The organism is Rhodococcus sp. WB9 (assembly GCF_007558985.1).
Classification (GTDB): Bacteria; Actinomycetota; Actinomycetes; order Mycobacteriales; family Mycobacteriaceae; genus Rhodococcus_F; species Rhodococcus_F opacus.
This window is the reverse complement of the sequence record NZ_CP041769.1, coordinates 5150647-5167448: the sequence shown is the minus strand read 5'-3', so window position 1 is coordinate 5167448 and position 16802 is coordinate 5150647. Positions and strand designations below refer to the sequence as shown.

19 protein-coding genes and 1 tRNA gene are annotated in these 16802 nt (G+C 66.2%); 10 read left to right on the top strand and 10 right to left on the bottom strand.

The window, feature by feature from the left end:
* Positions 1-20 precede the first annotated feature (20 nt).
* From FND50_RS24015 to FND50_RS24005, 3 genes are all read left to right on the top strand, one after another.
* Positions 21-1148: an NDMA-dependent alcohol dehydrogenase gene (locus FND50_RS24015; protein WP_005247847.1), complete on the top strand. Its 1128-nt coding sequence runs from the start codon at positions 21-23 to the stop codon at positions 1146-1148.
* Between the two features lie 45 nt (positions 1149-1193).
* The gene (locus tag FND50_RS24010) at positions 1194-2012 is read left to right on the top strand and encodes a serine hydrolase (protein WP_144287337.1); all 819 of its coding nucleotides are present in this window, start codon (positions 1194-1196) and stop codon (positions 2010-2012) included.
* A gap of 125 nt (positions 2013-2137) precedes the next feature.
* Positions 2138-2647: a DUF3145 domain-containing protein gene (locus FND50_RS24005; protein WP_005261205.1), complete on the top strand. Its 510-nt coding sequence runs from the start codon at positions 2138-2140 to the stop codon at positions 2645-2647.
* Positions 2648-2719: 72 nt separating this feature from the next.
* Here the strand turns inward: FND50_RS24005 and FND50_RS24000 are convergent, their stop codons facing one another.
* The 6 genes from FND50_RS24000 to aceE all read right to left on the bottom strand — a co-directional run bounded on the left by FND50_RS24000 (position 2720) and on the right by aceE (position 11172).
* Positions 2720-4153 carry an acyl-CoA carboxylase subunit beta gene (locus FND50_RS24000; protein ID WP_005261204.1) on the bottom strand — a complete coding sequence of 478 codons (1434 nt, stop codon included), beginning with the start codon at positions 4151-4153 and terminating at the stop codon, positions 2720-2722.
* Positions 4154-4247: 94 nt separating this feature from the next.
* On the bottom strand, positions 4248-5498 hold the full coding sequence (locus FND50_RS23995; RefSeq protein ID WP_144287336.1) for a KasA/KasB family beta-ketoacyl-ACP synthase: 1251 nt from the start codon (positions 5496-5498) through the stop codon (positions 4248-4250).
* An 8-nt stretch (positions 5499-5506) separates the two neighbouring features.
* On the bottom strand, positions 5507-5818 hold the full coding sequence (gene acpM / locus FND50_RS23990; RefSeq protein ID WP_005247839.1) for a meromycolate extension acyl carrier protein AcpM: 312 nt from the start codon (positions 5816-5818) through the stop codon (positions 5507-5509).
* A gap of 106 nt (positions 5819-5924) precedes the next feature.
* Positions 5925-6842: an ACP S-malonyltransferase gene (locus FND50_RS23985; RefSeq protein WP_144287335.1), complete on the bottom strand. Its 918-nt coding sequence runs from the start codon at positions 6840-6842 to the stop codon at positions 5925-5927.
* Positions 6843-6969: 127 nt separating this feature from the next.
* Complete coding sequence (locus FND50_RS23980; RefSeq protein ID WP_005261202.1) at positions 6970-8241, bottom strand: CdaR family transcriptional regulator; 1272 nt, start codon at positions 8239-8241, stop codon at positions 6970-6972.
* Positions 8242-8316: 75 nt separating this feature from the next.
* Positions 8317-11172 (bottom strand): pyruvate dehydrogenase (acetyl-transferring), homodimeric type, encoded by a 2856-nt coding sequence (aceE, locus tag FND50_RS23975; RefSeq protein WP_144287334.1) that lies wholly within the window; start codon positions 11170-11172, stop codon positions 8317-8319.
* A 224-nt stretch (positions 11173-11396) separates the two neighbouring features.
* Here aceE and FND50_RS23970 point away from each other — a divergent pair, with 224 nt between their 5' ends.
* The 4 genes from FND50_RS23970 (at position 11397) to FND50_RS23955 (ending at position 13136) form a co-directional block, all read left to right on the top strand.
* Positions 11397-11933: a hypothetical protein gene (locus FND50_RS23970; protein ID WP_144287333.1), complete on the top strand. Its 537-nt coding sequence runs from the start codon at positions 11397-11399 to the stop codon at positions 11931-11933.
* A gap of 168 nt (positions 11934-12101) precedes the next feature.
* On the top strand, positions 12102-12527 hold the full coding sequence (locus tag FND50_RS23965; RefSeq protein WP_005247829.1) for a DUF3052 domain-containing protein: 426 nt from the start codon (positions 12102-12104) through the stop codon (positions 12525-12527).
* Between the two features lie 40 nt (positions 12528-12567).
* Entirely contained in the window at positions 12568-13032 is a 465-nt protein-coding gene (locus FND50_RS23960) for a peroxiredoxin (protein ID WP_005247827.1), read from the top strand.
* Positions 13033-13064: 32 nt separating this feature from the next.
* Positions 13065-13136 (top strand) — tRNA-Val (locus tag FND50_RS23955).
* 100 nt (positions 13137-13236) lie between these two features.
* On the opposite strand, the gene FND50_RS23950 is transcribed toward FND50_RS23955, so the two are convergent.
* Together FND50_RS23950 and FND50_RS23945 are read right to left on the bottom strand one after the other, a co-directional pair.
* A complete protein-coding gene (locus tag FND50_RS23950; RefSeq protein ID WP_007299527.1) occupies positions 13237-13497 on the bottom strand; it encodes a hypothetical protein in 261 nt (86 codons plus the stop codon).
* Positions 13490-14005, bottom strand: coding sequence for a GbsR/MarR family transcriptional regulator (locus FND50_RS23945; protein ID WP_144287332.1), 516 nt, complete (start codon positions 14003-14005; stop codon positions 13490-13492). Before FND50_RS23945 ends, FND50_RS23950 begins: the two co-directional genes overlap by 8 nt.
* A gap of 135 nt (positions 14006-14140) precedes the next feature.
* Between FND50_RS23945 and FND50_RS23940 the strand changes: the two genes are divergently transcribed.
* The gene (locus FND50_RS23940; protein WP_144287331.1) at positions 14141-14338 is read left to right on the top strand and encodes a hypothetical protein; all 198 of its coding nucleotides are present in this window, start codon (positions 14141-14143) and stop codon (positions 14336-14338) included.
* 4 nt (positions 14339-14342) lie between these two features.
* On the opposite strand, the gene FND50_RS23935 is transcribed toward FND50_RS23940, so the two are convergent.
* Positions 14343-14579 (bottom strand): hypothetical protein, encoded by a 237-nt coding sequence (locus FND50_RS23935; RefSeq protein WP_260850667.1) that lies wholly within the window; start codon positions 14577-14579, stop codon positions 14343-14345.
* A gap of 306 nt (positions 14580-14885) precedes the next feature.
* Between FND50_RS23935 and FND50_RS23930 the strand changes: the two genes are divergently transcribed.
* Together FND50_RS23930 and FND50_RS23925 are read left to right on the top strand one after the other, a co-directional pair.
* Complete coding sequence (locus FND50_RS23930; protein WP_186301137.1) at positions 14886-15344, top strand: hypothetical protein; 459 nt, start codon at positions 14886-14888, stop codon at positions 15342-15344.
* Positions 15317-16360, top strand: a complete 1044-nt coding sequence (locus FND50_RS23925) for an IS3 family transposase (protein ID WP_144284433.1) — start codon at positions 15317-15319, stop codon at positions 16358-16360. The genes FND50_RS23930 and FND50_RS23925 overlap by 28 nt, the downstream gene beginning before the upstream one ends.
* Positions 16361-16414: 54 nt before the next feature.
* Here the strand turns inward: FND50_RS23925 and FND50_RS23920 are convergent, their stop codons facing one another.
* A complete protein-coding gene (locus FND50_RS23920; protein ID WP_144287330.1) occupies positions 16415-16777 on the bottom strand; it encodes a DUF5655 domain-containing protein in 363 nt (120 codons plus the stop codon).
* Positions 16778-16802 lie beyond the last annotated feature (25 nt).

Below are 16802 nucleotides of genomic sequence, written 5' to 3'. Positions count from 1 at the left end.
AATGAAGGGTTGGGAATCACATGAAGACCAAGGGTGCGATCCTGTGGGGCCTGAACGAGCCGTGGTCGGTCGAGGAGATCGAGATCGGCGATCCGGTCGCGGGCGAGGTGCAGATTCGCATGGAAGCCGCCGGAATGTGCCACTCCGACCACCACATCGTCACCGGTTCGATGCCGATGGCGTCCTTCCCGGTGATGGGCGGGCACGAAGGGTCCGGCGTCATCACCAAGCTGGGGCCGGAGGTGAAGGACCTCGAAGTCGGCGACCACGTCGTGCTGTCGTTCGTGCCTGCCTGCGGGCGCTGTCCGGCGTGCTCGGCGGGACACCAGAATCTGTGTGACCTCGGGATGGGACTTCTGAGCGGGCTGGCGATCAGCGACGGCACCTTCCGCATCCACGCGCGCGGCGAAAACGTCATCCCCATGTGTCTCCTCGGGACGTTCTCGCCGTACATGGTCGTGCACGAGACGTCGGTCGTGAAGATCGACAAGGACATTCCGTTCGACGTCGCCGCGCTCGTCGGCTGCGGCGTTCCCACCGGGTGGGGTTCGGCCACGCGGATGGCAGAGGTGAAGCCCGGCGAATCCGTCGTCATCATGGGCGTCGGCGGCGTCGGCATGAGCGCGCTGCAGGGCGCAGTCGCGTCCGGGGCGCGTCAGATCTTCGCCATCGACCCGGTGCCGTGGAAGAGGGAACAGGCGCTGAAGTTCGGGGCCACCCACGCGTTCGAGAGTGCCGCGGCCGCAATCGAGCCGATCATCGCGCTCACCAACGGGTTGATGGCGCAGAAGACGATCATCACGGTCGGGGAGATGCACGGCGAATACGTCGAGGAAGCACTGTTGCTCACCAGCAAGTTCGGCACGTGCGTCGTCACGGCCATGGGCGCGATGACCGACATGGACGTCAAGCTGAACCTGTTCCTCTTCTCGATGCTGCAGAAGGACCTGAAGGGCACCATCTTCGGCGGCGGAAACGCCCGGGTCGAGATCCCCAACCTGCTGGCCATGTACAAGTCGGGGCAGCTGAACCTCGACGACATGATCACCCGCACCTACACCCTCGAAGGTGTCAACGACGGGTATCAGGACATGCTCGACGGCAAGAACATTCGCGGCGTCATCCGGTACACCGAAGCCGACTGGTGACGGCTCGCCGCAGCTGACCGCGGGCCGCTCTCGTAGGCTGACCGGGTGCAGAGTCTCGATCAGATTGCCCGATGGCCCGTGGACAACGCAGCGGCGGTGGTCCTGTCGCGCGACGAAGGGGTGCTCGGCGAGTACGGCGACCAGCAGCGCGCCTTCCCCCTGGCCTCGGTGACCAAACTGCTCTGCGCGTACGCAGTCCTGGTGGCCACCGAGGAGGGGGCCGTCGAACTCGACCAGCCCGCAGGTCCGGAGGGCTCGACCGTGCGTCACCTGCTGGCGCACGCGTCGGGTCTCGCGTTCGACGCGAATCGTGTGCAGACGGCACCGGAGCGTAAGCGAATCTACTCGAGCGCCGGCTACGAGGTGCTCGCCGACTTCCTCACCGCCGAGACGTCGATCGATTTCGCCGATTACGTCGCGGAATCCGTCTTCGCCCCGCTCTCGATGGGCGCGTCCGCGCTCGTCGGGCCCGCCGGCCACGGAGCGCAGGCGTCGGCGGGCGATCTCGGCCGGTTCGCTGCGGAACTGTTCCGCCCGGCCCTCATTTCGCCTCAGACGTTCACGGACGCCACATCCGTGCAGTTTCCCGGCCTGGACGGAATCCTGCCCGGATACGGCTCGCAGCGGCCCAACGACTGGGGTCTGGGGTTCGAGATCCGTTCGGGCAAGAGCCCGCATTGGACGGGCACCGGTAACTCGCCGCAGACGTTCGGCCACTTCGGGCAGTCCGGCACCTTCCTGTGGGTCGATCCCGCCGCCGGACTGGCGTGCGTCGCGTTGACGGACCGGGATTTCGGCGACTGGGCCAAGCCCCTGTGGACCGAACTGAGCGACGGTATCCTCGCGGAACGCAGAGGACGATGACACACCGATTGCTCGAATCACTGGCGCAACACAGGCATCACAAGGCACACTGGTCAACCGAGCGTGCTGCACACACCGACTGAGGCCGTTGGGGAAGACGTCCCTCGTCGAAGCAGGAGGCTCGAGTGCGCGCATTGAATCAGTTCGCGGACGCGACGGCTGGTGTTGTCTACATCCACTCGTCGCCCGCCGCGTTGTGCCCCCATATCGAATGGGCGTTGACCGCGACCCTCGACTGCCGAGCCAACCTGAAATGGACCTCGCAGCCGGCCTCCAACGGCGTTCTGCGCGCGACCACCAGCTGGGTAGGGCCTGTCGGCACTGCCTCGCGCCTGGTCAACGCACTCCGCGCCTGGCCGATGCTGCGGTTCGAGGTCACCGAGGACGCCAGTGAGGGCGTGGACGGCGAACGGTACAGTCACGTGCCCGGCATGGGTCTGTGGCACGGGTCCACCAGCGCGAACGGCGATGTCGTCGTGGGGGAGATGCGCCTGCGGGCACTGATGCAAGCGGGGGGCGACATCGCCGCCGAACTGGAGTACGCACTCGGAACCGCCTGGGATGAGGCTCTCGAGCCGTTCCGCAGCGGCGGAGAAGGTGCCGAGGTCACCTGGCTGCGCCGGGACGTCGGCTGACACCCCGCTCACGAACGCGAAAAGGCCCCCGCCACAACACCGGCGGGGGCCTTCTCTCGACCAGAGCTCAGATCACAGCGGGATGTTCTTGTGGTCGCCGCGGCAGGCGGGAGCGGCGGCGAGGGCGGCGGTGATGACACTGCGCGTCTTGGCGGGATCGATCTCCTCGTCCACCACCCCGATCGCGACGGCACGGTCGACGCCCCCGGCGATGCTCTCGTGTTCGACGGCCAGACGCTCGTGCAGGGCCTCACGCTCTTCTTCCGGCGCGGCGGCCAGGGCGCGCTTGTGCAGGATGCCGACGGCGGCCTTGGCGCCCATGACAGCGACCTCGGCATCGGGCCATGCGTAGACGGCGGTGGCGCCGAGCGCGCGGGAGTTCATGGCGATGTAGGCGCCGCCGTAGATCTTGCGGGTCACGACCGTCACGCGGGGAACGGTGGCTTCGGCGAACGCGTGGAGGAGCTTCGCGCCGCGGCGTACGACGCCTTCCCATTCCATGCTCACACCGGGGAGGTATCCGGGCACGTCCACGATCACCACGAGTGGGATGCCGAATGCGTTGCACAGCCGGACGAACCGAGCCGACTTCTCGGCGCTCTCCGAGTTCAGGCAGCCACCCAGGCGGAGTGGGTTGTTGGCGATGACTCCGACGGTGCGGCCACCGAGGCGTCCGAGACCGGTGACGATGCTGCGGGCGTAATTGCCCTGCAGTTCCTCGAAACTCGACTCGCCCTCGACGTTGTCGAGAAGTTCGTGAACGATCGGACGGACGTCGTAGGCGCGCTTCGCCGACTCGGGCATGAGCGCGCGGAGATCGGTGTCGCCGTGCGCGGCCGCGGCCTGATCGAACTCGCCCTGTTCGCAGAACATCGACACCAGGCGGCGTGCCCGGTGCAGGGCGTCGCCCTCGTCGTGGGCGGCGATGTGCGCGACACCCGACTTCTTCGTGTGCGTGTCGGGACCGCCGAGGGACACCATGTCGACCTGCTCACCGGTGACACTGCGGACCACGTCCGGTCCGGTGACGAAGACGCGGGCCTCCGGCGCCATGATGACGATGTCGGTCAGCGCGGGACCGTACGCCGCACCGCCGGCTGCGAAGCCGAGGACGACGGAAATCTGTGGGACGCGGCCGGACGCGCGGACCATGGCCTCGAAGACCAGTCCGACGGCGTGCAGGGCCTCGACGCCCTCGGCGAGACGCGCGCCACCCGAGTGCCAGAGACCCACGATCGGGGCGTCTTCCTCGAGGGCGGTATCGATCGCCGTCACGATGTGCTTGCAGCCTTCGACGCCCATGGCACCGCCCATGACGGTGGCATCGGAGCAGTAGGCGATGGTGCGGACACCGTCGATGTTGCCGGACGCGGCCAGAACACCGGACTTGTCCCGCGGATGGAGTGGGACGACCGTCCCGGCGTCGAACAGCTTCTCCAGGCGCGCAAGGGGATCGCGCGGATCGATCGACGCATCGGACTTAGTCGCGGGTGCCAAGATTGTCATCGCGTCCTCCTTGTGGCGGGCCCGGGTGGGCTGTCGATGGGTGGAGACCCCTTCAGAGAAGGGGTCTCCACCCGCGATCTAGCAGGACCGGCTGTCAGACCCGGCCGAAGGCGAGCGCGACATTGTGCCCACCGAAACCAAACGAGTTGTTGATCGCGAAATCGATCTCGCCGTAACGGGCTTCGCCCTTGACGACATCCAGGTCGATCTCTGGATCCTGATTCTCGAGATTCAGCGTCGGCGGAATGACTCCGTCACGCAGACTCAGGACCGTGAGCACCGCCTCGAGCGCACCGACGGCGCCGATCGAGTGCCCCAACGCGGACTTCGGTGCGTACACCGCAGCATGGTTGCCGACGGCAGCCTTGATGGCGTTCGCCTCTGCCGTGTCACCGATCGGCGTGGCCGTGGCGTGCGCGTTGATGTGCTGGATGTCCGACTTCGTCAATCCAGCAGTCTCGATCGCCCTCGTCATGGCCCGCGCAGCGCCCGAACCCGAGGGGTCGGGCGCGACGATGTGGAACCCGTCGGAGGTGATTCCCGCGCCCAGCAGACGGGCGTGGATGGTGGCACCGCGAGCCTTGGCGTGCTCCTCGGTTTCGAGGACCATCATCGCTCCGGCCTCACCGAACACGAAGCCGTCACGATCCTTGTCGAACGGCCGCGAAGCCGCTTTCGGATCGTCGTTGCGGGTGCTCAGCGCGCGCATCATCGCGAAACTCGCGATCGGCACGGCGTCGAGGTAACCCTCCACACCACCGGCGACGATGATGTCCGCGTCGCCCATCACCAGCATGCGGTACGCATGGGCGATGGCCTCGGAACCCGAGGAACAGGCCGACACGGGAGTGATCACTCCGGCGCGGGCCCCGAGCTCGAGTCCGACGGTGGCCGACGGACCGTTGGGCATCACCATCTGGACGGCGAACGGCGACACCTTGCGGTAGCCACCGGCCTTCATCTTCTCGACGGCGTCGATCAGAGCTTCGCCGCCGCCCAGTCCGGTGCCGATGACGACGCCGAGGCGATCCTTGTCGACCTCCGGGCTGCCGGCGTTCTCCCAGACCTGACGGCCCAGGACGAGAGCCAGCCGCTCGACGAAGCTCATCCGGCGGATCTCGACCCGGGACAGCGACTCGTCGGGCGACACCTTGAGCTTGCCGCCGATCGTCACCGGAAGGTCGTTCTCCGTGACGAAGGCTTCCCGGATGGTGTCGATGCCGCTCTCGCCGGCCAACAGGCCCTTCCACGTGGCATCCACGTCACCAGCGATCGACGTCGTGGCCGCGAGGCTGGTGACGACGATGTTGGGGAACTGCTTCCCGTTGGTCGAGGCGGAAGTCACGGCTGAGCTCACTCCTCGTCGTTCTTGGCAGCTTCGAGCTTCGCCTTCACGGCCTCCGCGTCGGCGCCACCTTCTGCTTCGAGCTTCTGGATGTAGGACACGGCGTCACCGACGGTGCGCAGTCCGGCGAGATCCTCGTCGGGGATCTTCACGCCGTACTTGTCCTCGGTCTGGACGGCGATCTCAACCATGGAGAGGGAGTCGATGTCGAGGTCGTCGACGAAAGACTTTTCGATGGTCACCTCGGACGGCTCAATACCGGTGACCTCCTCGATGATCTCCGCGAGTCCGGCGATGATGTCTTCCTGGGTGGCGGCCACTGAGTGGCTCCCTTCTGATTCGGTGTAGATGTATCTGGAGTTGTGCAGGCACGTCCCCATCGGCCGCGCCTGCGGGCCCTGCACGCACCGAGGTGCGCGCAGCAAACTAGCCGAGTTCTGTCAGTTCGGCTAGCGCGGAGATATCCCCCGGGGTCTTGAGTGCCAGAGTCGGCGTACCGCGCATTTCACGCTTGGCGATACCGACGAGGGTTCCGGCTGGTGGAAGTTCCGCAATCGCGGAGACCTGAGCGGTCCGCAGGCTCGCGGTGCACAGGTCCCAACGCACAGGTCGGGTTACCTGCGCGGCCAGTTTAGTCAGTGCGTCGGCTCCGGATGCGACCGGTGCGCCGTCGGCGTTGGAGAGCAGAGTGCGGTTGGGTTCACCCGGTGTGATCTTGGACGCAGCCTCGATGACGGCCTCCTGCGCGGGAGCCATGAACCGGGTGTGGAACGCGCCTGCGACGGGCAGTGCGCGCACCCGCGCCTTCTCCGGCGGGTTGGCCGCGAGTTCCTCGAGCGCCGACAGCAGACCTGCCGCGACGATCTGGCCCGCCGCATTGCGGTTGGCCGGCTCAAGGCCCAGTTCGTCGAGGCGGGCGAGCACCTCGGCCTCGTCGCCCCCGAGGACCGCGGACATGCCGGTCGGTTCGAGTGCGCAGGCCTTGGCCATCTCTGCGCCGCGGACGGCGGCGAGGGCGACGGCGTCGTCGGCGGAGAGGACTCCGGCGACGGCGGCTGCGGCGAGTTCACCGACCGAGTGCCCGGCCGCGATGGCGTCTGCGGGAACCAGGCCACGCGCGCCGAGTTCCTCGAAGGCGAGGAGTGCGGCGGCCACGACGAGAGGCTGAGTCACCGATGTGTCGGTGATCTCCTCCGCTGTAGCGGTGGTACCGAGGCGGACGAGGTCGAGGCCGGCGGCCTTCGACCACAGTGCGACACGGTCATGAGAACCCGGCAGCTCCAACCAAGGGATGAGCATGCCGGGAGTCTGAGAGCCCTGACCCGGGGCGAGCAACGAAATCACTCTTCAAGAGAACACCGTCAACGGCGTGCTGCGAGATGTCGTTGCGGATGAACCTTTGTCGGCGGATTTGTTGGGTTCCCACAAAATTGCACGTGGGGTCCTCGCATCGAATCTGGACAGACGTTCGTTACAGCCCTGCTTCTCCGAATGGGAAGGGTGTGACTGGTGTTAAACGTGATATGGGTTCGTTATGGGAATGTGTCAATCGACCCACCGTGGCAGCCACTCTGAGTACATACGCATCCCGTGGATTCGTCGGATCGCGACCGGTGACTTCGGCGATTCTCTTGAGTCGATACCGCACAGTATTTGGATGAACAAACAGCTGCCGGGCACAAGTCTCAACCGCACCTCCACAGTCGAGATATGCGTCCAAAGTGTCGGTGAGAACACCTCCGGCGGCCGCCAGCGGCGCGACCAGATGATCGTTCAGCGCGGTGACCGCGGCGTTGTCCCCGAGCAATGCGCGCTCGGGTAGCAACTCGGCGGCGTGGACGGGCCGAGGGGCTCCCCGCCAGCCGGCGACCGCCTGCATCGCGGCGAGCGCCTCGACGGCACTGAAGTGCGCCGCGCCCAGCGTCGGCGTGGTCGGCCCGATGATCACCGGCTCGTCCGAGAACTTGCCGAGCAGGTCGGTCATGAAGCTCGAGTGCCCCGACCCCTCCTGGAGTTCGCCGCTGACGACCATCACGAGCCGCGAACCCTGCACCACGGCGAGGGCGGCGCGGCCGTGTTTCTGCGCGATGGTGTGGACCGTGCCGACCACGGAGACCCGTTCGTCCTCGGGGGGAGTGCCCACGATGACGGTGGCGGGGGCGGTGGCGTCCCAGTTGAGGGTCGCCGCCCGCGACAACATGTCCGAGCCCGTGTCACCACGGACCACGGCGTCGACCACCAGTGCCTCGAGCCGGGTGTCCCAGGCGCCGCGGGACTCCGCGGCACTCGCGTACACCGAGGCGGCCGCGAAACCCAATTCGCGACCGTAACGGAGGACGGCCTCGGTGAGGGCGATCAGCTGCTGGTCGTTGCGGGCGAGCGCCGGGAGCCACTGCTCGAAGAACTCCATCGCCACGCGGACCATGTCCACCGTCTGGCTGAGGGTGAGCCTGCGCGCGAGATCCTGCGGAATCACCTGGAACGCGTCCAGGCTGAACCGGATGTCACTGTCCGGATTCTTGAGCCATTCGAGGAAGTTGACGACCGCCGTCTGAACCAGCAACTGCACATTGGAGCGTTGAGCGGCGTCGAGGTCGTCGAAGAACGGCAGTTGATCCTGCATCGTCGTGACGGCCTCGGTCGAGAGGCGACCGGAGAACTGTTTGACGCGACGCAACAGTGCGTCGGGCAACGGATCCCGGGTTTGTCGTCTGCGGGAGACCAACGGACTCTGCTCGACCATAGTCAAGAACCTACGCCCACCGCCGCCCGTGTTGTCCGACGGACACACGGGCGGCGGTGGGCGAGGATGTCGGCGTTACGCGCTGCCGGTATCCGTGTACGAGACGGCGGCGGCGCGGACGTCGTCGATGCGGTACCGGTTGGCGGCCTCGACGGCCTTGGAGCGGTCGAGGGTGCCTTCGCCGGCGAGGGCGGACAGCACGGCGACGACGATGGATTCGGCGTCGACGTTGAAGTACCGGCGGGCGGCGGGGCGGGTGTCGGAGAAGCCGAACCCGTCGGTGCCGAGGGTGGTGTACGAGCCGGGGACCCACTGGCGGATCTGGTCGGCGACCGCGCGCATCCAGTCCGAGGCCGCCACGAACGGGCCGGCGGCGTCGGACAGGGCCTGCGTGACGTACGGCAGCGGGGCGTCGGTGCCGGGGTCGCGCAGCGCCTGGCGCTCCGATTCGATGCCGTCGCGGCGCAGTTCACCCCAGGAGGTGACCGACCACACGTCGGCGGCCACACCCCACTCGTCGGCGAGCAGCTGCTGGGCCCGCAGCCCCTCGGGCATGGTGACACCGGAGACCAAAATCTGCGCCTTCGGGCCCGAGGCCTCGGACTTTTTGAACAGGTACATGCCCTTGAGCAGGCCGTCGACGTTGAGGTCGGCGGGTTCGGCGGGCTGGGAGTAGGGCTCGTTGTAGAGGGTGATGTAGTAGAAGATGTCCTCGCCACCGAACCCGTCGACCCCGTCGGTGCCGCCGTACATCCGGCGCAGCCCGTCCTTGACGATGTGCGCGATCTCGTAGGAGAACGCCGGGTCGTAGGCGACGGCGGCCGGGTTGGTCGAGGCCAGCAGCAGCGAGTGCCCGTCGGCGTGCTGCAAACCTTCGCCGGTGAGGGTGGTGCGGCCGGCGGTGGCGCCGAGGACGAAGCCGCGGGCCATCTGATCGGCGGCGGCCCAGAGGCCGTCGCCGGTGCGTTGGAACCCGAACATCGAGTAGAAGATGTACAGCGGGATCATCGGCTCACCGTGGGTGGCGTAGGAGGTGCCGACCGCGGTGAACGAGGCGGTCGAGCCGGCCTCGTTGATGCCCTCGTGCAGGATCTGCCCGATCTCCGATTCCTTGTAGGCGAGCATCAGGTCCGCATCCACGGCGGTGTAGAGCTGGCCGTTGCGGTTGTAGATCTTGAGCGAGGGGAACCAGGAGTCCATCCCGAAGGTGCGGGCCTCGTCCGGGATGATCGGCACGATCCGCTTGCCGATCTCCTTGTCCCGCAACAGCTCCTTCATGATCCGCACCAACGCCATGGTGGTCGCGACCTGCTGCTTGCCGGAGCCCTTGCGGACCACGTCGTAGGTCGAGTCCGCCGGCTGCGGCAACGGTGCCGGGCTGGTGCGGCGCTGCGGCAGGAACCCACCGAGCGCCCGCCGCCGGTCGAGCATGTACCGGATTTCCGGGGCATCGGGGCCGGGGTGGTAGTACGGCGGCATCTTCGGGTCCTTCTCCAACTCGGCGTCGGAGATCGGGATCCGCTGCAGGTCCCGGAAATTCTTCAGATCGTCGAGGGTCAGCTTCTTCATCTGGTGGGTGGCGTTGCGGCCCTCGAAGTGCTTCCCCAGGGTGTAGCCCTTGATGGTGTGCGCCAGGATCACCGTCGGCTGCCCCTTGTGCGCCATCGCCGCCGCATACGCGGCGTAGATCTTGCGGTAATCGTGGCCGCCGCGCTTGAGGTTCCAGATGTCCTGATCGGACAGGTTCGCGACCAGTTCCTTCGTCCGCGGATCCCGGCCGAAGAAGTGCTCCCGCACGTACCCGCCGTCGTTGGCCTTGTAGGTCTGGTAGTCACCGTCCGGGGTGACGTTCATCAGGTTGACCAGGGCACCGTCGCGGTCCGCGTGCAACAACGCGTCCCACTCGCGGCCCCAGACCACCTTGATCACGTTCCAGCCGGCGCCGCGGAAGAACGACTCCAACTCCTGGATGATCTTGCCGTTGCCGCGGACCGGGCCGTCGAGGCGCTGCAGGTTGCAGTTCACCACGAACGTCAGGTTGTCCAAACCCTCGGTGGCCGCGACATGCGCCAGACCCCGCGATTCGGGTTCGTCCATCTCCCCGTCACCCAGAAACGCCCACACGTGCTGGTCGGAGGTGTCCTTGATGCCGCGGTCGTGCAGGTAGTGGTTGAACCGGGCCTGGTAGATCGCGTTCATCGGGCCCAACCCCATCGACACGGTCGGGAATTCCCAGAAATCCGGCAGCAGCCGCGGGTGCGGGTACGACGGCAACCCGCCGCCCTCGTCGGCGTGCGAGTGTTCCTGCCGGAACCCGTCCATCCGCTCCGCCGGGATCCGCCCCTCCAGGAACGCGCGGGCATAGATGCCCGGCGAGGCATGCCCCTGGATGAAGATCTGATCCCCACCACCGGGATGATCCTTGCCGCGGAAGAAGTGGTTGAACCCCACCTCGTACAGCGCCGCCGACGACGCATACGTCGAGATGTGGCCACCGACCCCGACCCCCGGCCGCTGCGCCCGGGTCACCATCACCGCCGCGTTCCACCGGATGAACGCCCGATACCGGCGCTCGGTCTCCTCATCACCGGGGAACCACGGCTCGTTCTCCGTCGGGATGGTGTTCACATAATCGGTCGACGTCAACGCCGGCAACGCGACGTGCTTCTCCCCGGCCCGCTCGAGCATCCGCAACATCAGATACCGGGCACGAGTCGGTCCGGACCGGTCCAACAGTCCATCGAACGATTCCAACCACTCCGTGGTCTCGTCCGGGTCGATATCCGGCAGATAAGACGCAACACCCTCACGGATGACGCGAACGCGGCCGTCGGAACCCGGGGTCGCACTGGGGTTGGAAGGTTGGGCCGCTCCGGCGCCGGGTGTGGCGGAATCCGGTTGAGACGCGGGTCCCTGGATCAGGTCTGACAACGTTGCTCCTCATTGTGGTGGGACGCGCGGTGTGGCGTCCTCTCCATGCGATCGCGGCCTTGTTAGGCCCGACCCATCTCCTTTATGAATATGGCGCGACCCTTATCTTTCACCATCGCGGCGCAGTCGGCACACTGTGCTCGGGTTACTCTTCGGTAGCGTTTGCGCAGATCCGGGGCCGAATGTTGAACTTATCGATGTCGCCGAAAACATGGGGGAGACGAATGCGCACGTCGAGGCGCCGCTGGGGGTCGGCGGGTGCTGCCGTCGCGGCGATCGTCGGTGTGGGCGTCGTCGCCGGATGCGGCGGCGCCATCGAGGGGACCGCGCAGCAGAACGATTCTCAGGCCGCGGAGTACGCCGCGGAGGCGACGTCCTCGTCGGTGGCCGCGTCGTCCTCGCAGAAGGCCGCAGCCGAGCGGGAGGCGCTCGTGGAACAGTGCACGATGTTCGTGAACCGTGCCGGCGACACCATCGACACCTACAACGCCTTCATCGACGCCGCCAACGCCGATGCCGCCGACACCGGCGCGAAGGCGAGCGCCGCGGCGGTGGCCCTTCGGGCGGCGGCCGACGGTGCGAACGCCGCCACACCCACGCTTCCCGCCGAGCTGACCGGATTGCTCACCGATTACGCGAACAACTATCGGGAACTCGCGGACGCCGTCGACGGTGGGCAACGTGGCGACATTCTGAACACGCTCGCCAGCCGTGGAGACGAGCTCAGCGACGCGATTCGGGCAGCCTGCCCCACATCGTGACTCCCGCACCGTAGGCTCGGTCGATGACCACGCATCACTACTTTCTGAGAAAAATTCGCGTGGTCGGCTTGCGCGAAAGCGTTCGAGCATGTTCGCTTTCACCTAATTGATCTTCATCCGGCAGGTGTTCGGGTAGCCGAGCACCGTCAACAAAAGGAGGACCCCACCGTGGTCGCCGCGGCGGACGCCCAAAACTACGCTCAGAAACTCGGGATCACTGCTGACATGGCGGTACAGGAACTGGGCTGGGACGAGGACACCGACGACGACCTGCGTGCCGCGGTCGAGGACACCATCGGTGGAGAACTGCTGGACGAGGATTCCGACGAGGTGATCGACGTCGTGCTGCTGTGGTGGCGCGACGAAGACGGAGACCTTGTCGACGCCCTCATGGATGCCATCGGCCCCCTGGCCGACGAGGGATTCGTGTGGGTCCTCACCCCCAAGACCGGTCAGCCCGGTCACGTCGAGCCCAGCGAGATCGCCGAGTCCGCACCAACAGCGGGTCTCACCCAGACGTCGGCGGCAAACCTCGGGGACTGGTCGGGAAGCCGTCTGGTTCAGCCGAAGTCGCGTCCCGCGAACAAGCGCTGAACCGTCTCACCTTTTCGTTCACTCACCTAAGGATCACGTCATGCCGCTCGAGGTGGGCACCACCGCCCCCGATTTCACCCTCAAGGATCAGAACAATCAGGAAGTGACGCTTTCCGATTACCGCGGAAAGAAGAACGTCCTGCTCGTGTTCTACCCCCTCGCGTTCACCGGAACGTGTCAGGGTGAACTCTGCAAGGTTCGCGACGAACTGCCGAAGTTCGAGAACGACGAGACTGCGATTCTCGCGCTCTCCGTCGGTGCGTCGCCGACACACAAGATCTGGTCCGCCGAGCAGGGATACACCTTCCCGCTGCTCGCCGACTTCTGGCCGCACGGTGCGGTCGCGCAGCAGTATGGCGTCTTCAATGAGAAGCTGGGCTTCGCGAACCGCGGCACCTTCGTCATCGACAAGGAAGGCGTCATCCGGTTCGCCGAGATGAACGGGCCCGGAGAGGCCCGTGACCAGGGAGCTTGGGAGAAAGCGCTCGCCACGCTAGAGTCCTGATGCGCATCCGGCGAGGTTCTCGCCGGATGTTCGGGCGTGTAGCTCAGTGGTAGAGCTCTGGTTTTACACACCAGCGGTCGGGGGTTCGAAACCCTCCGCGCCCACCGTCAGGCAAAGCCCCGATCTGCGTTTCCGCGCGGCTCGGGTCTTTCTCGATGCCGGTGTTCGCGCCGCCGCCCGCGTTCGGCTGCCGCTCACCGCGTCTCACTCCTCGGTGAGTTCCATGAGCTGTTCGGCGGCGGTGCTGTTGCCGTTGTCGGCGAGGCGGCGAAGTTCGTTCATGTCGCCGAGTTCGGTGGCGACTTCGATGAGCTGGTCGGCCGCGTCGGAGCTGCCGTTGTCGGCGAGGCGCCGGAGTTCGTCCATGTCACCGCGCTCGCCGGCGAGCTCGATCAGGATGTCCACCGCTGTGGCGTCACCGTTCTCCGCGCGCTCGCGCAGGACGGACAGGTCGGATTCAGTCATGACGTACTTCCTCTTCTCGATCGAGTTTCCTCGTGTGCCGATCCCGGAGCTCGTCGCGATGCGTGTGCCACTCGTCCAGCAGGGCGGGAAGTCGCTCGCTGAGGAAGTCGGCCAGCGCGACCATTTCCTCGAGTGGGGCGCGGCGTTCGGGTGGAGCGTCGGCCAGTAACGCCAATCCCTCCCGGAACAGCGCCGCATGCTCCCGGTGGAGGGCGGAATCGAAGTTCTGCGGTTGCTGATTCGCCGGGTCCAGGCTCACCCGGTCCACCCGCTCGCCGACGACGCGGGTTCGCCGCGCCATCCGATAGCCCTCGAGCAACTTGACCGCCCCGGTGATGGCGCTCCGGCTCGCCAGCAACGCCGCGCCCAGTTCGTCGATCGTCTGTTGCGGCGGATCGCAGACGAACAGGTATCCCAGCAGCCGTCCCGCCATCGGCGGGAATCCGTACTGGCGCGCGTAGAAGCGGCCGACATGGTCGGCGAAGATCAGCTGTGTGTCGGACGGCACAGTATCGAAGATAGCAGTTCTGACTGAAATGACACAGATTTGTGTCATTTCAGTTCAGGTGCGGTGCTGCGACAGGTTTCGTCGAGTTAACCTGTTCATCGCCCGGAGCTTCGCCTGCAGTGGCATATTCCTGACATGCCCAGGTACAAGGTGACGCTGCGGAACGGCACGTCGAGCGACAAGTCCTTCGAATCAGACTTCCAGGCCGTCAACGAGACGCACCGGCCCACCGAATCCGGGGCGGGCATCGTGAAGATCGACCGCTACGAGGAGGGCGGGGGAGTGACTGGCGTCTGGTCCGCGCCCGCCACGAGCCGCACGTCCCGCACGTAGCCCGTCAGGTTGCGTCGCGCGAGACCGCGGAGCCGCGGCGATCGAGTTCGGCCTCGAATGCTGTGATCCGGCTCGTGACTCCGCGGACCGTTTCGCAGCCGTAGTCGTTCGCGATCGACTCCCCGAGCAGGGCTCGGTGCTCATCCAGCTGGGCGAGCAGTTCGTCGTCGCCGAGCTTCGTCAGGTCGCTGCACACCTCTCGATCGTCCCAGGCGCAGTCGGCGAAACCAATGCCTGACACGAATGTTCACCGGACGCGCAGAACCCCGCCGGGCCACGTGGGTGTGTTGAGTCAGCACCGAAGATGTGAGCAGGGCGGGGCCGTGCGCCGCCCTGAATGGGGGGAACGAGGCGGCATTTACCATGGTAGGCGCAGGAAAGGGCGCTTGGCGAGATACTCAGCAGAGTTTCAGGAATCCGACATTCCGACCGGAACGGGTGCGCGTTCGCAGCTGCCGACGGATTGGTGAGACGCACACGCTATTCGTTCGTTGTCAGGATGGTCGTGAGACACCCGACTACGAACGCGGGGAAGCTGGAGCATGACGTGATCGAGGCAGAGGTCGGACGAACCCCCACCGGCAGACGCTCTTATCCGGTGGCCTACCGGATCGAGTTCCTGCGGCGCTGGGACGAGTGCCTGGAGCGAGGAGCCAAAGCTCGGCTGATGCGGGAGAACAACCTCGACCGTTCCACAGTCCAGGCGTGGCTCAAGGCCCGCAATCGGGGAGAATTCACTGCATCAATGGTGACCGCAGCGGAGAAGTCGAGGAGCCGTCGGATGAACAGTCGTGAACGGGCGGAGGTGGCCAAGCTCCGCGCGGAGAACGAACGGCTCAAGGAGAAAGTGGTCCAGGCCGAGGCCGCGCAGCAGATTCTGGGAAAAGCATTCGAGCTCTTGCAGGGGATCACCGAGCGCTCGACGGAAGATACGACGGAGATCCCGCCGGCCCTGATGAGCGCGAGCGAGTACGCGCAGTGGCTCGAACGCAGAAGTCTGTCCTGATCGACACGGTCACCGCCCTCCACGGGCAGGCCGGTATGCCTGTCGCCCGGGCGAGTGCCCTGCTTGGTCTGGCCCGGTCGAGTTACTACCGGCTGGCCCACAATTACCAGCACTACCGACCGGTCGAGGAGCCGATCCCGCACATCGATCGCCGGCAACCGGCGGCGTTGTCGGCGACCGAGCGGCGGGTGATCATCGACCTGCTGCTCGCCGAGGAGAACGCGGATCGGTCTGTGGTGCAAACATATTGGCGTTCGTTTGATGCGGGCTTGGTGGCCTGCTCGGAGCGGACGTTCGACCGGGTCGCCCGGTCGCAGAATCTGACCGGGGATCGCCGGCGCACCCGCCGCGGCGGAAGCACTGCGAGACCGAAGCCGGTCGTGGCGGCCGCGCAAGTGGGTCAGTTGTGGTCTTGGGACATCACGATGCTTCAAGGGCCGCGTAAGCAGGACCGGTACTTGCTGTATCTGGCGATCGACGTCTTCTCCCGTTACCCGGTGGCGTGGCGGATCGAGTACGCCGAAACGACACAGCTGGCGGTGCTGATGTTCGCTGCCGCGTTCGAGAAGTTCGGAGCGCCGCTGGTGTTGCATGCCGATAACGGGGCATCGATGCGCTCGACCGGGCTCCTCGATGCCCTCGAGTCGGCGGGGGTGTCCGCGTCGTATTCGCGGCCGCGGGTCAGTGACGACAACCCGTTCTCCGAATCGCTGTTCAAAACACTCAAGTACGACCTGAGCTGCCCGGACCGGTTCGACAGCATCGACCACGCCCGGCAGTGGACCGAGCAGTTCCTGCACCGGTATGCCACCGAGCACCGGCACAGCGGTCTGAGTCGGCACACACCGGCGGCGGTGTTCTTCGGCACCGCCACCGAGACCCGTTTGCACCGTCAGGACCGGCTCGACCGGATCTGGACCGAATATCCCGAACGGTTCCGTCGCCGCCCCCGAGCGCCGGAACTACCCCAATTGACAGGAATCAATATCAACCACGACCTGTCTCAGACAGGTTGACAACTTCCGTATTGCGCGGGTTTCCGGCGAATCGGTGCGCAATTGTCCACCCGGCTAGCGCGCGCGAGTGCCCGGACCCACGGTGTCGTAGGCCTCCGCGAGGAGCGCGGCCAGCGTGTCGTCGAGCTGATCGTCGGAGGTGATCGTCAAGCGGTGCGTGATCACCGTCTTCGTGGTGGGAAACGCCTCGCGCAGCTGGGGGTGATGGACGCGCCGGCGCAGGTCGAGGGCGATCTCGAGCCGCGACGAATAGATGAACGCGGCAGCGAAGACGCGGGCACGAGCCCACGCGATCTCGGTCCGGTGGACTCGCTCGTCCACCTCCCCGCACGCGAGAACGAGGTCACGGAACTGCAGTAGGCGCTCGGTGGCGTCCGGGTCCTTGCCTGCCAGGTACTTGTCGATCGCGGCACTCATGGGACGCTCCTTTACATCGCCTGCA